Raw genomic sequence first — 20365 nt, forward strand, 5'->3', positions numbered from 1 at the left:
TTTTTTTCTTTTGATATACAAATATACATTTGATATCGATCAAGATATGTACAACATTATAATTAAATTGTATAAGATTTTTGATGTAAAAAAAGAGATATTTCTAATTTGAAATATCTCTTCATTTAAATGTGGTTATAATTTAATCCCAACAATTAGAATATCATCGGTTTGTTTATGTTTCCCTTTCCAACTGTGTAACTCATCTTCTAGAATGGCTTTTTGTTTCAACATTTCAACATGTTTTTGCTTTTGTAGTAGTTCTCTATACCTTTTCTTTAGAAATTTCCTGAAATCTCTACCGCCAAATTGATCCTGATAACCATCTGATTGGGTGTAGATAACATCATCTTCCTTAAAGGAAATAACTTCTTGATCATATACTTTTTTCTTAAAAACGTGTCCACCAATAGGGAATTTGCCGCCTTTAAATACTTTAAACTCATTATCTAAGAAACCGTAAAGCGTTTGTTTGGCTCCTGCAAACGTAAGTTCTAAAGTCTTATAATCAATCGAAATGATTGACATGTCCATACCATCTTCCACAGAAGTTTGACCTTTACTTGTTTGAGCTCGTATTTCCTTATCCAATTCCTCAAGTATAGTTTTAGGTTCATGAATATTCGATATATTAACTAATTGGTGTAATAAATCATTGGCCATAATAGTCATAAATGCTGCAGGAACGCCATGTCCTGTACAATCAATTACAGCAATAATTTTTTTGGTATTACTAATCTCACTAAACCAATAAAAATCTCCTCCTACAACATCTCTAGGTTCCCATATTATAAATGCGTCAGAAAAGGCACGTTTAATAATTACTTCAGGTTCCATCAAACTCTTTTGTATTTTACTTGCGTAATTTATACTAGAATTAAGTTGATTATTGACTTTTTCCAATTTCTGAGAGTGTTCATGTAACATTTCTCTTTGAGCCAAAATCTCATCCGTTTGTTGTGTAAGTTCCTCGTAAGTAGTTGCTAGCTCATCATTTTGTTTTTTCAGTTTTTCCTTTGCTTCTTTTTGCCATTTTTCATAAGTAATAATGACAATAAGATAATAACCAAGTATACCTAAATACATAGTCCCTGAAAACACATAATACAAATCGTCTGCTATTTCATTATGAAGTTCTACTCCAAAATATTCAATAACGAATAATAACACTACTGCACTTATTGTAAAAATAGACCATATAATTCCAGATAACTTATTTGCATACCAATAAGCTGAAACGATTGTACATAATAACCACGCAATTATTGGTGAGGATACACCTCCAGAAGTAAATGCTACTACAATAAACCCCGAAAGAGTTAAAAAGGAATAAGCGTTGCCAATTATGAAAGGTGTTACTTTGAATTTAAAAAGACCAATTAATATAACATGTACTGCTAGAAAATAGATACATACTTTTACTCCTGTCGGATATAACATTACAAACTGAGAAAACAGCATGTATATAAACGATAAAATAAAAGTAGTTTGTAAAGTGGCTAGCAAAAAATTTGCTTTTTTAATAGCTACTAGATCATATTTTTCTTGATCTGAAAGCATCCACATTGAAAACTTAGATAATATATTCATAACATTAATATTGAATACTTTTAGATATTTTTGGAAGAAATATAAATTGATTTTTTATTTCGATGGTGACTAAACCACGATCTATTTTTGAAAAAATGTATTCCATGATTTTGAGATATACTCTTTTCAAATGCCTAAATAAAATTCTCATTCTTAGTAGAATTAGTTATGAATATCATTTTAGACGTCCCTTTTCTAAGGTCAATATCTCTTTCACTTTCCTTAGGACTTAATCTAATTTCAAGAGGTATATCTTCAAAAAAAGATCTAAACACGCTTATATTTTCACAATGAAAATAGGGTGATCCTAATGGAACATTTTTCAATTCGATTGAATAATGTTTATTCTTAAAATACCTTGTACTTTTTTTAAGCCCTTGTTTTTTAGCAAGAGAACTTTCTTTTTTAAGAATTGGTGCAAAAGCTGGTATATCTCGATTAATTGTATTTGTACAATACTTACGAGTAATTAAATTCATGTAACAAAAGGTGTGTTAGTTAAAAATGTAGCTAGTGTATCAAAAAGTATATTAAAAAATAATACAAAATGCTTGCATAGTTAAAAAATCTGGCATCAACCTTAAAAAATTGTTATGTAACGTTAATGCCAGTCTCAAATTTAGTTTGAATGTGATAAAAAACAAACATTTATTGTATTTCCTTTTTTAAATCTCCACATTTCAACATCATATCCCCATAATAGGGGTTTCTAACTTCCTTTACATTGGATAACCAAGATGCTCCTAAATCATCATTAGCCATTGGACAGTACATCAAATACACCTTTTCGCCCTCTGGTAATCCTAGTTTGGAAATCAAATTTGTCATTTCTTTGGATACACTAACAAAATGTCTTCTTCTTGTATCAATGTTATCTGCATTGATCATTTCAGATAATCCCACTTTTAATTGTTTAGAAGACATCATCCAATACATATGTGCATCGCCTTTAACCCCTGACATTTTTATAGCTTCAATATTTTCAGATAAGTCATTGATTAATTCAGTAGCCTTTTTATCATCACTTGCCACAAAAGCATCTTTTACCAAGATATAGCTTTGATAAGCCTTCTCCAGTTGTTTACTAAAAGTTGATGATATCAATTCCTTATCAAATTTCTCGGGATGACTCATTTTAGTCATATCCATTTGTTCATGATTCATTCCTTTTTTAGGGTTGATCATGCTTGGCTTTCCTTTTAGTTGTGCTGCAGCATCAACAGTATATGTCCCTTGAGTCACCACTTCTTCACCTTGTTTTAATCCGTTTCTAATGATGTACGCATTAGATAGCTCCGTCCCTAAAACTACTTCTCTCATTTCGAAAGTAGGTTCTTTTTCTCCCACTACTTTAACATATACAATTGATCTAGGACCTGTCCATAATACAGCAGACTTAGGAACTACAATAACATCTTCTTTCACCGGTAGTGTTGCCATTAATTTACCTGTCACAAACATTTCAGGTTTTAATTTATTTCCCTTATTATATACACTACCTCTAATTGATGCTACTCTAGTTTTAGGATTAATAAATGGATCAATAAAATCTATTTTTGTTCCAAAATTTTGACCTGGATAAGATGACACAGAGAAATTAATTTTATCACCTACTTTTAACCATGCAAGATCACTTTCATACGCATCAAATTTCACCCACAAACGTGATAAATCTGCCACATCGTACATCACTTGTCCTTCCATAATGTGATCACCTTCTACAACATTCAATTTAGTGATCACTCCAGATATATCCGCTTTGATATCAAATTCTGTTTTTACTTTTCCAGATTGATCAATTTCTTTTATTTGTTGATCCGTCAACTTCCACAATCTCAATTTTTCTATAGCTGACCTTAACAATTGAGGATTGCGATCTTTCACCTTTTTAGCTTCAAAATATTCTCTCTGAGCAGTCACTAATTGAGGAGAATAAATAGTAGCCAACTTCTGTCCTTTTCTAACTCTTTCTCCAATATAATTGACATAACTTTTCTCTATTCTACCCGAAAAATGAGCTGTTTGAGAAAAGGTTCTTCTCTCATCTACGGCTACTTTCCCTTGCATTGTCAATACTTTTTCTGCTGCTTGTTTAGATACTTGAGTGGTTTGAATATTAGCTAAGGCAACAGCAGATGCTGATAAAGAAATATGTGACATATCTTGTCCATCACTTCCTGAAGAAGCAGGAATAAGTTTCATACCGCAAATTGGACAATTACCCGGTTCCTTTTGTCTAATTTGTGGATGCATAGAGCAGGTCCATATTTGTTCTTTCGTATTGGACACATTTTCTTCATGATCATGTTGATGAGATGATTCTCCAGAAAAGATTAACCATCCAGAAAATAGACCGATGATGAAAACTAAAATAATAACACTATATGATTGAATATACTTTTTCATTTTTCTAAAATTTAAGATAACAAACAGATTCTACTCTTCTACTCCTTCTATATAACTTAGCTTTGCTAAGGCTTCCCACTGAGATAGTTCTGCTTTATGTTGTTTAAATTGATAGTTGAGGCGTTGGATTTGCAAACGCAATAATTCTAAAAATTCTGACCCTTGAGGTTTTGCAACAGCATACGCTTCTTGCTGAATATCTATTGCTTGATCTACCTGGCTTAATTGATTTTGAATTATGACAATATCCCTTTTCGCATCCTCTAATTGATTTTGAACCATAATGTATTCTGATTTTAATACATTTTCTGTTTCTTGCTTTTTTAAAGAAATACTTTGTTGTTGCATTCGCAATTGCTCTTTTTTTCCAGAGTATTTTTTCTGATTAAAAAGAGGTATTGATAGACCAACCATAGGCATAATTGTATTTTTACCAGCATTTTCAGCTGTCATTCCCTGAGGTTGACCTAAAACGCCATAATCAACACTTACTTTTATTTGAGGAGCTGCCGATTTATTGACCGTAGTGAGCTCTGCTCCTAACACCTTTTCAGATGCCGTTAGAGATTGAAGTGTTGGATTATAGTCCAAATTTATTTGAGAAGATGTATTAAACTGAAATTGATCTTCCAATTGTATATCACCTAAATCTTTATTGACCACTAATTGTAATTGCTGATACAAAACAAGACTATCCTGAATCAAACCTTCAATTTTATTTTTAGCATCTTCTTCTTCCATTTGTACTCTAAGGACATCCACCATAGACCCTTTAGAATTTTCATATTGGGATAATGCGATGTTCTCAAATGAAGATAGTATTTCTAAATTTTCTCGTGCAGAAACTAAATCTTTCTTATTCTGGATCATCTTAAAATACGCAGCTCTGACTGAATACCTAATCGTATTTTCAGTCATCATTTTTTGATTTTGAGCAAGCTGTACCTTTTCATCTACCACTTGATATTTAGTTGATCGAGTACCAAACCAAGGTAACATTATCCCAGCTGAAACTTTATGATTTAATGGTCCATTTCTTGTTTCCACAGGAGAAATACCATAACCATACATTACTTCTAAATTACCGGATCCTTGTCCTTTTATTATTTCCTTTTCAGAAGCTACAGACTGAATATTCTGTGCTTGTGCTTGAACACCATAATTATTTTCAATAGCTACATTGATATAATTGTCCAAAAATTTATTCTGTGCATTTATCTGAAATCCAGAAATTAAAAACACAAATAGGATATATTTTTTCATGATCTTTTTCATGGTTATTTCTTTTTGATTAATGCACTTTCTTTCACTGCACAATACAACGTAGGCACTACAAATAAGGTCAATAATGCAACTGTCATACCTCCAAAGCCTGGGATAGCCATTGGTTTCATTATGTCTGCACCTCTACCCGTTGATGTAAGAATAGGTATGAAAGCCAATAAGGTAGTTGCCGTTGTCATTAAACTTGGGCGAATTCTCTTCATTCCTCCTTCTAAAACTGCAAGACGTATTCCTTTTATAGTATTCGGTGAATGCGAAGCAAATGATTGATCAAGATAAGTAGCGATTAACACGCCATCATCTGTTGCAATACCAAAGAGTGCAATAAAACCAACCCAAACAGCTACTGATAAATTCACCGTGTCCACATTAAACAAATGCTTCATATTGGTTCCCAAAAGATTGAAGTCCATAAAACCAGGTTTGCTATATAACCAAAGCATCAAAAAGCCACCACTAAAGGCCACTGCGATACCAGAAAATACCATCAGGGTTGTTTTAACAGACTTGAATTGGAGATATAAAATGAAAAATATCAACATCAAACATATCGGCATAACAATAGATAACCGTTTTGCAGCTCTTATTTGATTTTCATAGTTACCCGAAAACTTATAATTCACTCCCTTAGGAACAATCAAAGAACCATCATCAATCTTAGATTGTATATATTCAGATGCTTGATCTACCACTTGAACTTCTGAGAACTCTGGTTTTCTATCTAATAAAACATACCCCGTTAAAAATGTATCTTCAGATTTAATACTCTGTGGACCTGCTACATAATTTATATTAGCTAACTCTTCCAATGGTACTTGAATTCCCAAAGGAACATTGACTAAAAATTTCTTTAATACTTCAGGATTGTCTCTGTATTCCCTAGCGTATCTTAATCTTACAGGATAACGTTCTCTTCCTTCTACAGTATAAGTTAAAGGCATACCTCCAATCACCATTTCTAAGGTCATTTGCATGTCTTTTACACTCATACCATATCGGGATAATTTCTGACGGTCCAACTCAATTTCTAGGTAAGGCTTTCCGACAATTCTATCTGCAAATACAGCCTCTTTTTTTACGGATGGAACTTCTTTCAATAACTTTTCTAATTGAATACCGAAACTTTCTATCGTTTGTAAATCAGGTCCATATACTTTTATTCCCATTGGAGCACGCATCCCTGTTTGGGTCATGATGAGACGAGTTTGTATTGGTTGCAACTTTGGAGCAGATGTTAAACCAGGAAGGCGAGTTGCCTTTACTATTTCTTGCCATATATCATCCGGAGATTTAATATGATCTCTCCATTGTCTAAAATATTTACCGTTAGGATCTAATACTAATTCCCCTTTTTCATCATATACATACTTATCATCGTCATCAACTTTAAATCTCAATCTATTCCCATTTTCATCTGCTTTATATTCAGATTTATAATTGATGATGTTCTCATACATACTGATAGGTGCAGGATCTAAAGGCGACTCTGTTCTACCAGACTTACCCACTACAGATTCAATTTCTGGAATGTTTTTCACCGCCATATCCATCAGTTGCAAGTTTCGTTTACTTTCAGAAATACCTGCATTTGGCATGGTGGTAGGCATCAGTAAAAAACTACCTTCTGATAATGATGGCATAAATTCAGACCCAATTCCAGGAAAGGCTTTATTCATATTTTTATAGGCTCTCGATTCCGTTAAGTCTATGCCAACTTTGTTACCTAAAGTAGTAAAAGGAGAAAATAGCTTTGAGAAGCCAACCCAAGCAGAAACACCTGCAAAAACAAGTGCAATCACTATAGATAAAAATGTGGCTTTATTATCTAAACATTTTGCTAAAATTTTAGGGTATAATTTGATAAATAACTGAAAGCCTCCTAAGATGAGGACGATTAATCCTGCTACAAAAATAAAGTTTTTAAAATCACTTTCTTCCGCCCCTAATGGTAGCCAATCCATAGCCAATAAATAAGCAATTACTATCGCTACAATACTGCTTCTAACTCTATCGTAATACTGATCTGAAATAATATTCTTAATGGGTTTTTCAAAAATATTATAGAGGCTAATTAGAACAACACCTAGTCCTAGACTTATGTGAGAAAATATCATTATTCCAACTCCTGTCAATAAAAAAAGATATTGACCTATATTCTTATTTCCCTTTTTCTGCTCATTCGACTTAAAGAAATAATAGGCAAATGTGGGTAAAAAGATGAGTGCAACAACAACTGAAGCACACAATGCAAAAGTTTTTGTATAGGCAAGTGGCGTGAATAGTTTCCCTTCTGCAGCTTGTAAGGTAAATACTGGAATAAAACTGACTACAGTAGTTGCAACAGCAGTAACAATAGCTCCAGAAACTTCCTCAGTAGCATCGTAAATCACATCAACAAGCTTTCTACCCTGCCGTTGATCAAGATGCTTAATTAGGTTTTCAGACATGACAATCCCAATATCCACCATGGTACCAATAGCAATAGCAATCCCACTTAATGAGACTATATTGGCCACAATACCCATATATTTCATGACTATAAAAACCATCAAAACGGCAATAGGTAATAAACTAGAGATTAACATAGAGGCTCTAAGGTTCCAAACCATGATTAGCACCACGATCACTGTTATTAATATCTCTTGTAGTAAAGCTTCATTTAATGTGCCTAAAGTTTCTTTAATTAGTGTAGAACGATCATAAAAGGGAATGATGGTTAATTTACTAATTGATCCATCTGGCAATACTTTTTGAGGCATACCTGATTGGATATCGATAATTTTCTTTTTAACATTATCCACCACCAACATTGGATTGGCTCCAAATCTAGCAGTGACCACTCCACCAACAGCCTCAGCTCCTTCTTTGTCTAAAATGCCTCTTCTAACCGCAGGTCCTTCAACTACTTTAGCTACATCTTTTATTCTAATAGGTACATTTTCATTTACTTTAATGACTGCTTCTTCTAAATCAGAAAGTTTTTTGATGTAACCAATACCTCTCACAAAGTATTCTGCATTATTGACTTCAATAGTTCTTGCTCCAACATCTAAATTAGAATTTCTAACCGCATTCATCACTTGATTAAGTGTTACATCAAAAGCTTTGAGTGCATTAGGATCTACATCAATTTGATATTCTTTGACAAAACCACCCACAGAAGCTACTTCTGAAACACCTTCAGCAGACATTAAAGCATATCGGACTAAAAAATCTTGAGTAGATCTTAACTCATCCAAATCCCAACCTCCAGTTGGTTTTCCATTTTCATCTCTCCCTTCTAAAGTATACCAAAATACTTGACCAACTGCGGTAGCATCCGGCCCTAAAGTAGGTTGTACCCCCTCTGGTAAAGTACCCGGAGGAAGACTATTTATTTTTTCTAATATTCTAGTTCTACCGAAGTAAAACTCCGTTTCATCATTAAAAATAATATTGATGGTAGAAAAACCGAACATAGAATTTGAGCGGATACTTTTCACTCCAGGAATACCTAGTAATGATGTTGTTAAAGGGTAAGTAATTTGATCCTCAATATCTTGAGGAGAACGACCCGACCAATTTGTAAATACAATTTGTTGATTATCACCAATATCTGGAATAGCATCTACAGATACTGGATTGTAAGGAATATATTCGTTGATTTTTGATTTAAAGGGGCTGTGCATCAAACCCCAAAAGATCACCAAAATCAAAGCTGCTACTGTCACTACTCTATTGTAGAGAAAGAAGCGCACAATTTTATTAATCATTTTGATAGTATGTTTTAAGGTGCCTCAACGTACTAATAAATTGTAGTACAGAAAAGCATTATTAATTTAATAAATTAAATTATTGACAACAATTATGTTGTCCCTTAAAATACTATACACGAAAAACCTCAAAAGCGATGTTTAGAGGCATATTGGAATATATGGGGGGTGTTTTTTCCTCGACGGAAGACAATAGTTTAGTATCTCCTACTAAAAATTTTAGTGCTTCTGGAAGAATAAAATGGTAAGCAGTTTGCCAAAAATTATTGACGATTTCTTTGTAAGCAACTATTGGGATATTAACGATATCAATAAGATGATCAAAATGATCTGTCACCTTAAGATGTTCCGTATTTTGTTCACAACATCCCTTTTTAGTTGAATCTTGACTGCTTTCATGAGTAGATTTATTACAACATGCATGCGTTTCTTGCAAGCTAATCTCTTTCAACATCCCATTGCAATAATGAGTGTTTACTACTACTCCAATTGTTCCGAGTAGTAATAAAGTTGAAAAGATTATATGTTGAATAGACTTTTTCATTGATACAATTTTAATTAAATAACGTGAGGGAGCAAAATGAGGTGTGAAGATTTAATAAAATTAACAACATTAAGAGGGCATTTTTAAGTTTTAAACAATTCATCTAAATATTCTGCAATTTGTACTGTTTAAAGTATTCACATTTTTAGTAATGAGAATACTACACAAGATGAATTTGATATTAGAAAATAAATTAATTACTTCAATAAAAGCGGTGTTGTTAAGACTATGTAGCAAGTTTCATTAAAATCAACTATTATTGTTATACAATAAAATCCCTTAGCTTTTGAAAAAAAATATACTTCTAATATTACTAACGCTTATAGGCTATCAATTAAATGCACAAACTATTGTTTGGGCTGATACAGTATATAATTTCAGTTCTGAATTATCTTCTGCTAGTAATTCTGCAAAACAAGCTTTAGGTAGACCTAATGTACCAAAGAATTTAAATCAACATTCGCATGCTTGGCTAGCAACTGAAGATAGTTTAAGTAGTTTAACTGTTGGGTTTTCATATCCTTTAGAAAATATTCATCAGATTATTGTTGCAGAGAGTTTTTACCATAATGCCATTCAACAAGTAGATATTATTACTGAAAGTAAGTCGAAAATAAATGTCTATAATCAAAAAGCAGGGACGCTTCAACATGGTAGTCTTATCAGTAACTTTTTCATTAAACCACCCAAAGAAAAAATCATTGGAATACAAGTGGTATTAAATTCACAAAGTTCAACCCTTAGGTGTGGTATTGATGCTATAGGTGTTAGTACTTCGACACAAACTATCAGTGTTTTACCACAAGTAAGCGAATTACTGATGGATGAGCTTGAAATAAAAAAGTTATCCTCTGATATCAATACACCTCAAAATGAAAACTCTCCAGTATTAGATATACGAGGCGAAAGATTACTTTTCACTAGGCATGTAGATCATCGACCTGTATTAATGCAAGGTCATCAAGAGAATGAAAGATGGGAAGTACAAGAAGTGATTTTTGACTCTACATTTAATATATTAGACAAGTACATTTCTGCAATTAGTCCAGATGGTATAACTGCATTATCTGTGATTGACGCATCTGGTTCTGAATTTCAATTAAGTACTTTTGAACTTTCTGATAGTGTTTGGATCAATCAAGAACAGATTATTATTCCAAATGTAGAATTACTGAAACAAAAATCCGATTTCTTCCTCTCGAATAGCCGTAAAGTAATGCTGATGTCTCTAACAGATCATCGTCAAGAGAACACCTCTAATTTATATGTTAGTTTTAAACAAGAGAATGGCAGCTGGTCTACCCCAACAAGTTTAGGGAATCTTATTAATACATTAGGCAAAGAATCTTCTCCTTTCCTATCAGTAGATGGTAAAACATTATATTTTGCTTCTGATGGACATCAAGGGTTTGGAGGAAAAGATTTATTTGTTGCTAAAAGGCTTTCGGATGATTGGACAGATTGGAGTTCTCCAGAGAATTTAGGAGGTAGTATTAATACTCCTAATAATGAAAGTGATTTATTTATACCGATCACAGGAGAATTGGGCTATTTTTCTCGCTCTGATGCTCAAAATCAATCTGATATTTTCAGTATTAAACTTCCTATTTTATTACCTCCAGAACCAGTTGCACTTATTTCGGGAAGTGTTTTTGATAAAAAATCTAAAGAAGCAGTCCATAGTAGAATTATATATACAGACTTATCTACTCAAGAAGAAGTAGGTACAGTATTCTCAAATGCACAAACAGGGAAATATTATATCACTTTGCCCTTAGGAAAAGAATATGGTTTCTTAGCTCAAGCAACTGGATATTTATCTGAATCTGAAAACATCAACTTAAAAGAGGAGAATAGTGCTATTAAGGCAGAACAAGAACTGTATCTTATTCCTATTGAAAAAGAAGCTCATTTAACGCTTAATAATATCTTTTTTGATCAAAATAGCAGCTATTTAAAAGATAACTCCTTTGATGAATTAAATAGAGTTGCTTCTCTTTTAAAGAATGAACCAAGTATAAAAAAAGTAGAGATTTGTGGTTATACAGATCATCAAGGTGATGCAAAATACAATCAATGGCTTTCAGAAAAAAGAGCCAATTCTGTTAGAAACTATTTGATTAAAAAAGGGGTAAAACAGGATAGACTTAACGTGATAGGCAAAGGGGAATTAGAACCTATTGCTGACAATAGTACTCCAGAGGGTAGAAAACAAAATAGAAGAGTTGTTTTTACCATCACTGAATTAGAGGAAATTAATTAAATGACCTCAATCTCTTTTTTTGGATATAATTTAAATCTTCCGTAAATACTTTAGATGTATTGATATAATAATAGATAATTGCATCCAATAGAATGCTTTTATATTTACTATACAATATTAATTGCTCGTTGGCTTTAAAAAGTTGATCTGCCATTTGTCCAAACCATAACTGAGGAATTTGCTTCTCTCCTACACAGCTTAATATATCCTCCATTAACAACAGCATTTCTTCAAAGCTGTAATTATCAAATAAAGTCTTCAACTGTTCTTTAACAATGTAGATGTTTTCTGATTCTTCAATTCCAGTTTTAAGATCTTTCAACCCATCTTTTAATTGTTTCAATCTATTGTTGAGTTTAATTAGATCTTCTTCTAACTCAATAATCCCTTCTTCTATTACCGCAATAGACAAAATAGATTGAGCAGATTCAATTTTACCAATAGATAAATAGGCCTCAGCCCATAGTTGAAATTCTTTTAAAGAAACTTCTTGAAAAGAATCTAATTTTTCGGACAATGAATCAATTACTGCATTATAGTTTTTATTCTGGTATTGTAAAATCAAGTCGACGTATTCCATTTTTTGTGGGTCTTCTACTTTTATAGTGATGCTTGTATAAACGATTTAAATAGGGTAATGATAGTAAGAAATCATATACATTAACCAAATATAAGATATGTTAAACTGTGAGTAGATTGTTACGAGAAAAATATTTTGAAATAGTAAATAACATCCTAAAAAATATAAGAATAAGTGTAATTTTACACATTTTTAATAATTCCTATATCTACTATATTGCTCACTATTTAATCTAAAAAGCATTGTATATTTACATAAAATAACTGAAAATTAAATCATTATGATTCGAGGATTCATGTTGATATTGACCATGTTGTCAATAGGAACATTAATAAATGAACTAACTGATCTCCCAATACCAGGCAATGTAATTGGCATGATCATCTTATTCCTTTGTGTACAATTTAAGATTATACCTTATGAATGGGTAAAAGATGCTGCCGCTTCATTAACAAAGAGAATGTCTTTATTCTTTATTCCTGCAGGTGTAGGTATGATGGAATATTTAGATCTTCTTCAAGATAACTGGGTCATGATATCTGTAACGATTGTTGGAAGTATGTTTGCAGTTATTTTAGCTGCTGGGTGGACAGGTCAAATTTTAGGTAAAAAGGATCAAAAATAATGGTAGAGATTATCAAACACTTATTTGAAAGTGAAACGTTTGCATTAGCTGCAACCTTAGGTTTATTTTTGATCTTTGAACAGGTTTATCAGAAATTAAAAACGCCTTTATTAAATCCTGTATTACTTACCATCATCACATTGATTGTTGTTTTAATCTATGTAGATGTCCCCTATAAAACATTCAAAGAAAATACACACATGATTCACTTCATGCTAGGACCATCTGTGGTAGCTTTAGGTGTTTTATTGTATGAACAATTACATACTATCGGGAAAAATGCAATTGCAATTCTTACAGCTACTTTTTTCGGTAGTGTTGCTGGTGTGGTTAGTGTTATCGTCATCGCAAAACTATTTGGTGCTGATTATGATCTAATTGTTTCAATGGCGCCTAAATCTGTCACCACTCCTATCGCTATGGGTGTTTCTGCACAGAATGGAGGTATTCCTTCGATGACTGCAGTTTTTGTAATTATTGTTGGAATTCTTGGGGCATCAATTGGTCCATTAGTACTTGAAAAAGTGGGTATAAAAAAACCTTTAGCAAAAGGATTAGCAATGGGTTCTTGTGCACATGGCATTGGTACGGCAGCAGCAATTCAAATTGGCATGGTAGAAGGGGCAATTAGTGGATTATCTATTGGTTTAATGGGTATTTTCACGGCACTAACTACTCCTGTATTATTAGAATTATTTTTCTAGAATCAATTTTATCAAGTTCTTTCTTAAACCTCTTATAGTTCCTCCTATTCTTCCCCCAGTCAAGCATCTGAGTAGGTAATGAACAAATAGATTTAAAATATATTATTGAAGTATTATTATCCTGAGGCGAAAGCTTCACTTCTATATATTCAGAAAATGAAGAAAAACTAAATCCTGTTGTAGCATATGCTCTAAGACTTTCTTGATCATTCCCCACTTTATGAAATCCAGCATTCTTAAGTGCAATTGTTATTTTTGACATATTATCATTAACTGACCCACAAAGAGTTTTTCTTGCCTTGTACTTTGCAGTTAATGCGTCTAAATCTTTGGTAAAATGCTTTATGGCAAATATGACTGTTATTGTTATAATCAATAACGGCAATTGAAATCCGATAAATAAATCCATAGTTATGTTTTTGATAGTGAATAGCTAATATAAAAAAATAATACGAATATTATTTAATACTTTCACCAAAAAACGTATGTCGTTCTAAATACCAATTAGCTACCTCTCCTTCCTCTTCATCACCAATCATAAAATCATCAACAGATCCATCTTTTCCTCTTGATTGCACTCCTTTTTGTTCAAAAATTGAGGTATCAGTAATGATCTTCTCTGTAGATAGCATCAAAATATTATCTGTAGAAAATGGTGGTTCTATGTATAATAAATCAGGATCACTCAACATCACTTTAGTTAAATAATCTCCATTCTCATCCTGACATATTTGCTCTGTAAAATTTTCGACAGCCACTTGGTTATGAGGAAATAGTAAAGTCATTTCACCATTACTTTCTAGTAAAAACACATAAATGTAACGATCTCCTGTTTTCCAATTGAGATACAAATTAGGATCGTTGTAAATCACTAAGCCATACTTTTCTCCTTCGATTAAAGCGCCTTCAGTAACAATTTCTTGATCTGATTCTCTTTGAAGCCCCAATTTGTAGGGAAAATTAGCCTCATTAGCGGGTACCTTAGATACTAGCCACCCTTTGATATTTCCTAACCTTTTAGCATAATCAGAAAGAACATATATTTTCTCCTCTGATTTCCAATCTGTTTCATCTGGAAATGGATTTTGATTACTGTTATTATGTGCATGTGCTCTAAGCCAAGCATATTCTAACTTATTATTTTCGTTAAAACGCCCGATTAGACGGTAATCATAATCTTCATCTTCAACCAATGCTACCTTTGGTTGCCCCGATAAGTCTCCTTGAAGACTTTGAGATACTTTAGTGGAAGGAGGAATTTCTATAAAAATTTTCTTCCCGTCGATTTTTTTCTTTAAAAGGTCTGTAAGCTTAGATAGTTTAGGCGTTTTTTTACCTAGATTATATTTCACATTTTCTACATCAGATCCTTCCCAACCATCGTTTGTTTGATAAACCAATAAGCCTACCTCTTGATCTAAAGGTGAAAATGCAAGTAGATTTTGTTCTAATAGTTCATCAGAAAGGGTTTTTAACTCCTCTAAATCAATATCAGTCACACCCATTTTCATCACCTTAACTTTCAATCTATCAGGACTAAAAGGTGCCCACTTACTCACTTTTAATAAATCACCTTCTTTTAATTCATCTTCCCCTTCAATCACTTTTGCATAGCATGAATTGATACCAGACAAAGAAACCACCTTTAAAGTAATTCCTTTTTCTTCATGGGTTAATTCAGCTCCTTCTACAAGGCCTATTGCATTCCCTCCATCTAAATGAATTTTGAATTTATTTTCAGCATCAATTACTGCTACTTTTACTCCCTGATAGCTATCAGATACTTCTCCAAATAAAGGTTTTGCTAATCGTTCTTTCGTTGCTTCTACTACGGGGTCTTGTCTTGGTACAGAATTATAAAGAATAATAGAATTGACTCTCTTAAAAATATCATCCGCTGATTCATGAATACTTCCCATTTGTAAAGACTTCATAAAAGCATATGTAAAAACACCATGAGATTGTCCTCTATGGTCTTTATATTCTTTTGCTAATTGATAATCTTGAGCGGCAGAAACAACCAATGCCCCTTTCTCTACTAAGTTTTTACTTTTAGGATAGCTTTTGTTTAAATCAATATCATCAACAGGTACATAACGAGATCTTAGTTGTTCAACATCAATTTTACCTCTTGATGAAGAACCCGAGAAACAGTTATCAAATACAACCACTAATTCTCCACCTTTTGATAAAATTCTCGATAAATAATTATTGATTTCAACATCTAAAATATATTCTTCTGTTTTTAAAACATCTGAAGGTACCAATGCCTCATGTTTTTTATCCGCTTCATAAAATTTTGAGTTTTTGATTTGGGCACCATGACCTGCATAATAAACAAATACATCATCGCCTTTATTAACCGAACGTATCAAATTCTCAAACTCTTTGACAATGCTCTTTTTAGTGGTTTGCTTTTCAGAAACCAATAATTCCATGTTCTTGGTATTGAAACCATACTTTGATTTCAACAAATTATATATGGAAGTAGCATCATTTACTGCCCCATCTAAATCTTGCCACTCAGCGTATCTTGCTTTTTTTGAATTGGTATAAGTATCAACACCAATAATCAAGGCATGTTTATCGTTAGCGAAGGATAAAAGAGCAAAACAAAATAATATAGTAAAGCAGAAAAGACGTTTCATGTAGATAAAAATTTGATGTTTTTTTTGAGCTATCAGGAAATCATTGATTTTGAAAAAAATAGATTTTTCTCAATGATTAGATTATGATTATATAAAGATACAATATTTAAGAATAATCTAATAATGATTGATTCACCTTGTAAGAATAAAGCTATTCTTTATGTATATGTTATAAATACCTTTAAAAATAGACATTACGGAATAATTCTTGATCTTTATAATTGTACTTTACTTTGATAGATTTCAATTGTATACAAATCAATTCAACATTAATTATGAAACAATTTTTTGTACTACTACTTATACTTTTTTCTTTACAAACAAGCAAAGCGCAATGGATGAACGAAAATCTAGAAGGAAAATGGATTGGCACCATAGACTTTGAATTGTATCCTGATTTGGTTTTTGTGAATATTGATTCTGTCATTAAAGTCAAATTATTCTATCATCAAGAAGAAACAGAAAAAGTAGAAAATTATAAGGAAACTTCTGATTCTCTTACTTTCCAAATAGACACTCCTTCTATGGCTGCTACTTACCGTGGTGTAATTCTTAACGATAGTACAATTATGGGTAAGCTAGAAGTCGGTTTTAAAACTATTGATTGTAACCTCATTCGAATTGCTGCTATCAATATTGAAGACATGGGTAGCTTATTAGGCTATTTTAGTTTTGAAGATGGAAGAGTGATACAAATTGAACCTTTTTATATAGATGGTACAACTCACCCACTACGAATTTTAGATTACTATAACGGTAAACAAAGAATACTTTATCCTACCTATAAAGATAAAAATAGAGTCACATTTGCGGCTGGACCAAAAATGGCTACTTCTTATCCAACGGATTTTACCATCACTTTATTTAGAAACAATGAAGGTGAAGCCTTAAGATTACAATATGATTCTTTTGTTGAAGGTACTTCTCTTAAAGAAGGAAAACGTTTACAGGAATTAGCTAATACAAAAGAAGTAATAGTCAAAAATGATGGAAATCAAATTGAAGGTACATTAACTTATCCCAATATTGATACATCTAAACATCCCTTAGTAATTTTTGTCCCTGGAGCTGGAGCTCAATTTAGAGGAAACTTATTTGATGAATATATAAGAACTCTTCCTTATTATGGAATTGCTACTTACGTATATGATAAAAGAGGATGCGGCTTGTCAACTGGTGATAGAAAATCTGCCAATTTTGATGACTTTGCTAGTGATTTAGAAGCAATCATCAAAAAACTAAAAAAGACTAAACATATCGATGAAAACCGAATTGGTTTAGTAGGTTTTGACCAAGCGGGATATGTTATGCCTATAGCACTTCAAGAGAATGAAGACATCCAATTTGTGGTCAACTTATCTGGTGCTGTTACTCCTTTTGCTGATCAAGAAATTCAAGCTTTGCAAAAACGTTTGACTGCCGATCAGTTTACAAAAGAAGACATTGCCATGACACTTAAATATCAAGAATTGTTTATGAAATTCTTAGATGATGGTCAAAAAACACCTGAGTTAATGGAGGTATACAATAAGATCATTTTAACTCCAATGATCGAATACATTACTACTCTTGATCAAACAGAATACATTGATTGGTGGAAAAGGTATTATCAATTTGATGCTAAAGAAAGTTGGGAAAAACTCGACATTCCTGTTCTTTGTATTTATGGTGAACAAGACAACCTCTTAGATCCTAATACTAATATTGAACGTATTCAATCATTTAAAAATAAAGACCTATTTACGACGAAGATTTTAGAAAAATCTAATCACTTTCTTTTAAGAGGTGGAAAACGTGGAGATGTTCAACTCACAGAAATTGAAGGTTATCACCCCTATTTATTCAAAACACTCAACGAGTGGATTGGAGAAAAAATGGGATTAATAAAGTAACTACTCCCAATTCTATTTACTCTAAGTAAAATTGGTTTAACACAAAGAAACCCTGATACGTTTTACATATCAGGGTTTCTTTGTGTTATGTGCAAAAAGCACAAGGATATTTTATAATACCTTACGCTTCGTTTTGCCAAACGATTTTTCTATTTTTTGAATCTACATTAAGGATTACTCTTAATGGGTTAGGTATAATTACCAAACGAGTTGGCTTACTTTCTAACTCATCTACCTCAACTGGTACACCTTGACCGTGGTTACAATCAAATTGTTTACCTAATTCATTAGCTCCAGTATCAACATACTCTTGAGCGATATAACTTAAAGGAGAAAGCACTTCAGTATCTACCTTGTATTCTTCGTGAACATCTCCTAGAAGATCTTCCAAAGTCTCTCCATACTCATCAATAAAATCGTCTTCTAATTCATGTAACTCATCCTCGATATCATCATATGATTCGTCTTCATAAGTTAATGCATTTAATTGTTGGCGTTTTTCTATGATAGCAATAAGTGCTTTATCAATTGCTGTTGTATCCATAATTATTTTATTAAGCAGATTAATGCTTTAGTTAAATTAATTTTCAAAGGTTGAATATCTAAATTCGTTTTGATCAAACAAAATAAATTTAAGGTTAAATATACAGAAGATTGAATTATTCCTATCATTTATATGCTTCCTTCATTCACAACAATTTGTAATGTATCTCTAGAATACTGTCTCATATAGACATCATCAAGGGATAAATTTAAAGATTGAATGGAGTCTTCATTATAATTTTTGATAGTCACTAACTCTAACTCCTTGATCATCTCTATTTTAAATCTATCATCAAAAAGGTGAATGAGTTTTTCGATCTTATCTTGTCGGTGATTGACACAGATGGAAAGTGATAATGCTGAATTTTTAATCATATTCACTTTAATATTTAAACGAGCACATTCTGTTAAGATCACTCCTAAATCACCTTTAGAAACATTAAGGTAATCTTGTTCTTCAAATCGAATAAAAGTCTGGTTTCCCTTAAAAATTACTGAAGGTGTTGTTGGAAAGTCTGCAAAGTCGCCAATTGATGTTCCTTTTGCTTTTGGGTCAAGAAATGAATTCACAAACAAAGGAATATTCTTTAATGCTAATGGTCGAATAGTTTTATTATGAATTACAGATGCTCCAAAATAGGTTAGTTCTGCTGCATATTTATAGGGCAATTTATCAAATTTCTCTACCTCTTTAATACGTCTTGGATCTGAACTCATAATTCCCGGCACATCCTTCCACACACATACTCTTTCCGCATCCAAACAGTAGGCAAAAATTGCTGCGGTATAATCAGACCCTTCCCTGCCCAAAGTAGTTGATTTGTTATTTACAGTACCTCCAATAAAGCCTTGTGTGACAACAATCCCATTTTGAAGATATTCTGGTAAATCGGCCTTGATCATTTTTGTGGTCCAGTTCCAATCAATACTTGCTTCTCTCCAATGTTCATCGGTTTGAATATATATTCTTGCGTCTAAAAACTTAGTTTCTACTTTTTCTTGATTTAGATAAGCTGAAATAATATGAGTCGATAATAATTCACCGTAACAAACTACTTGATCATAGAGTTCATCATTGGAAAAATATCTAAGTTTTAAGTTTACTTCTAAGTCATGTATAATCTTTTCAATTTGATTGAAAATACTTGCTTCTTTATTGATGAATAACTCATCAGCAATGGTAAGGTGAAAAGATTTTAATGTTTCAATTTCAGTTGAATAATTGTCATTTTTGATAAATTTGACAACAATTTTTTCAATAAGATTTGTTGTTTTCCCCATTGCTGAAACAACAACAACAAGTTCTTTCTGATCAGAAAAGTCTTTGATAATGTCTTTTACATTTCTAACAGCTGCTGCATCTTTTACAGATGCTCCTCCAAATTTGAAAACTTTCATGTTTATTTATGGCTTAATGGTAGTAAATAGGATGGATAATAGTGTTTTTGCTTTGATTTATTTTCCACAAATTAAAACAAAAAATGGATTGTCGCTAACTCTTTTTAAAGATAAATACTGATTTATTACTTCGTTT

At 32.2% G+C, this 20365-nt stretch carries 15 protein-coding genes; 4 read left to right on the forward strand and 11 right to left on the reverse strand.

Annotated features, from left to right (window positions below; genetic code table 11):
- Nucleotides 1–135 precede the first annotated feature (135 nt).
- The 6 genes from NH26_RS04820 to NH26_RS04845 form a co-directional block, all read right to left on the reverse strand.
- Nucleotides 136–1590, reverse strand: coding sequence for a PP2C family protein-serine/threonine phosphatase (locus NH26_RS04820; protein WP_071397087.1), 1455 nt, complete (start codon nt 1588–1590; stop codon nt 136–138).
- 134 nt (nt 1591–1724) lie between these two features.
- Nucleotides 1725–2069 carry a hypothetical protein gene (locus tag NH26_RS04825; RefSeq protein ID WP_044222320.1) on the reverse strand — a complete coding sequence of 115 codons (345 nt, stop codon included), beginning with the start codon at nt 2067–2069 and terminating at the stop codon, nt 1725–1727.
- A gap of 169 nt (nt 2070–2238) precedes the next feature.
- Nucleotides 2239–3996, reverse strand: a complete 1758-nt coding sequence (locus tag NH26_RS04830) for an efflux RND transporter periplasmic adaptor subunit (RefSeq protein WP_044222323.1) — start codon at nt 3994–3996, stop codon at nt 2239–2241.
- A gap of 30 nt (nt 3997–4026) precedes the next feature.
- Complete coding sequence (locus tag NH26_RS04835; RefSeq protein WP_044222325.1) at nt 4027–5271, reverse strand: TolC family protein; 1245 nt, start codon at nt 5269–5271, stop codon at nt 4027–4029.
- A 2-nt stretch (nt 5272–5273) separates the two neighbouring features.
- Nucleotides 5274–9032, reverse strand: coding sequence for an efflux RND transporter permease subunit (locus NH26_RS04840; RefSeq protein ID WP_044222328.1), 3759 nt, complete (start codon nt 9030–9032; stop codon nt 5274–5276).
- A gap of 112 nt (nt 9033–9144) precedes the next feature.
- A complete protein-coding gene (locus NH26_RS04845; RefSeq protein ID WP_044222331.1) occupies nt 9145–9576 on the reverse strand; it encodes an HYC_CC_PP family protein in 432 nt (143 codons plus the stop codon).
- Between the two features lie 286 nt (nt 9577–9862).
- Between NH26_RS04845 and NH26_RS04850 the strand changes: the two genes are divergently transcribed.
- Entirely contained in the window at nt 9863–11839 is a 1977-nt protein-coding gene (locus NH26_RS04850; protein WP_044222334.1) for an OmpA family protein, read from the forward strand.
- On the opposite strand, the gene NH26_RS04855 is transcribed toward NH26_RS04850, so the two are convergent.
- The gene (locus tag NH26_RS04855) at nt 11832–12419 is read right to left on the reverse strand and encodes a hypothetical protein (RefSeq protein ID WP_044222338.1); all 588 of its coding nucleotides are present in this window, start codon (nt 12417–12419) and stop codon (nt 11832–11834) included. The two genes, NH26_RS04850 and NH26_RS04855, sit on opposite strands and share 8 nt — an antisense overlap.
- A gap of 280 nt (nt 12420–12699) precedes the next feature.
- Between NH26_RS04855 and NH26_RS04860 the strand changes: the two genes are divergently transcribed.
- Nucleotides 12700–13044 carry a CidA/LrgA family protein gene (locus tag NH26_RS04860; protein WP_044222341.1) on the forward strand — a complete coding sequence of 115 codons (345 nt, stop codon included), beginning with the start codon at nt 12700–12702 and terminating at the stop codon, nt 13042–13044.
- Nucleotides 13044–13748, forward strand: coding sequence for an LrgB family protein (locus tag NH26_RS04865; protein WP_199880228.1), 705 nt, complete (start codon nt 13044–13046; stop codon nt 13746–13748). The genes NH26_RS04860 and NH26_RS04865 overlap by 1 nt, the downstream gene beginning before the upstream one ends.
- On the opposite strand, the gene NH26_RS04870 is transcribed toward NH26_RS04865, so the two are convergent.
- Both NH26_RS04870 and NH26_RS04875 read right to left on the reverse strand, forming a co-directional pair.
- Nucleotides 13717–14157, reverse strand: coding sequence for a hypothetical protein (locus NH26_RS04870; RefSeq protein WP_044222344.1), 441 nt, complete (start codon nt 14155–14157; stop codon nt 13717–13719). The genes NH26_RS04865 and NH26_RS04870 overlap by 32 nt on opposite strands.
- Before the next feature lie 49 nt (nt 14158–14206).
- Nucleotides 14207–16396, reverse strand: coding sequence for a caspase family protein (locus tag NH26_RS04875; RefSeq protein ID WP_084812062.1), 2190 nt, complete (start codon nt 16394–16396; stop codon nt 14207–14209).
- A 275-nt stretch (nt 16397–16671) separates the two neighbouring features.
- On the opposite strand from NH26_RS04875, the gene NH26_RS04880 reads away from it, so the two are divergent.
- Nucleotides 16672–18288, forward strand: coding sequence for an alpha/beta hydrolase (locus NH26_RS04880; protein WP_044222349.1), 1617 nt, complete (start codon nt 16672–16674; stop codon nt 18286–18288).
- Nucleotides 18289–18409: 121 nt separating this feature from the next.
- Here NH26_RS04880 and NH26_RS04885 read toward each other — a convergent pair whose 3' ends face one another.
- On the reverse strand, nt 18410–18832 hold the full coding sequence (locus NH26_RS04885; RefSeq protein WP_044222352.1) for a hypothetical protein: 423 nt from the start codon (nt 18830–18832) through the stop codon (nt 18410–18412).
- Nucleotides 18833–18960: 128 nt separating this feature from the next.
- The gene (locus NH26_RS04890) at nt 18961–20229 is read right to left on the reverse strand and encodes an aspartate kinase (RefSeq protein ID WP_044222357.1); all 1269 of its coding nucleotides are present in this window, start codon (nt 20227–20229) and stop codon (nt 18961–18963) included.
- Between the last annotated feature and the right edge of the window lie 136 nt (nt 20230–20365).

This window comes from Flammeovirga pacifica (assembly GCF_000807855.2).
Classification (GTDB): Bacteria; Bacteroidota; Bacteroidia; order Cytophagales; family Flammeovirgaceae; genus Flammeovirga; species Flammeovirga pacifica.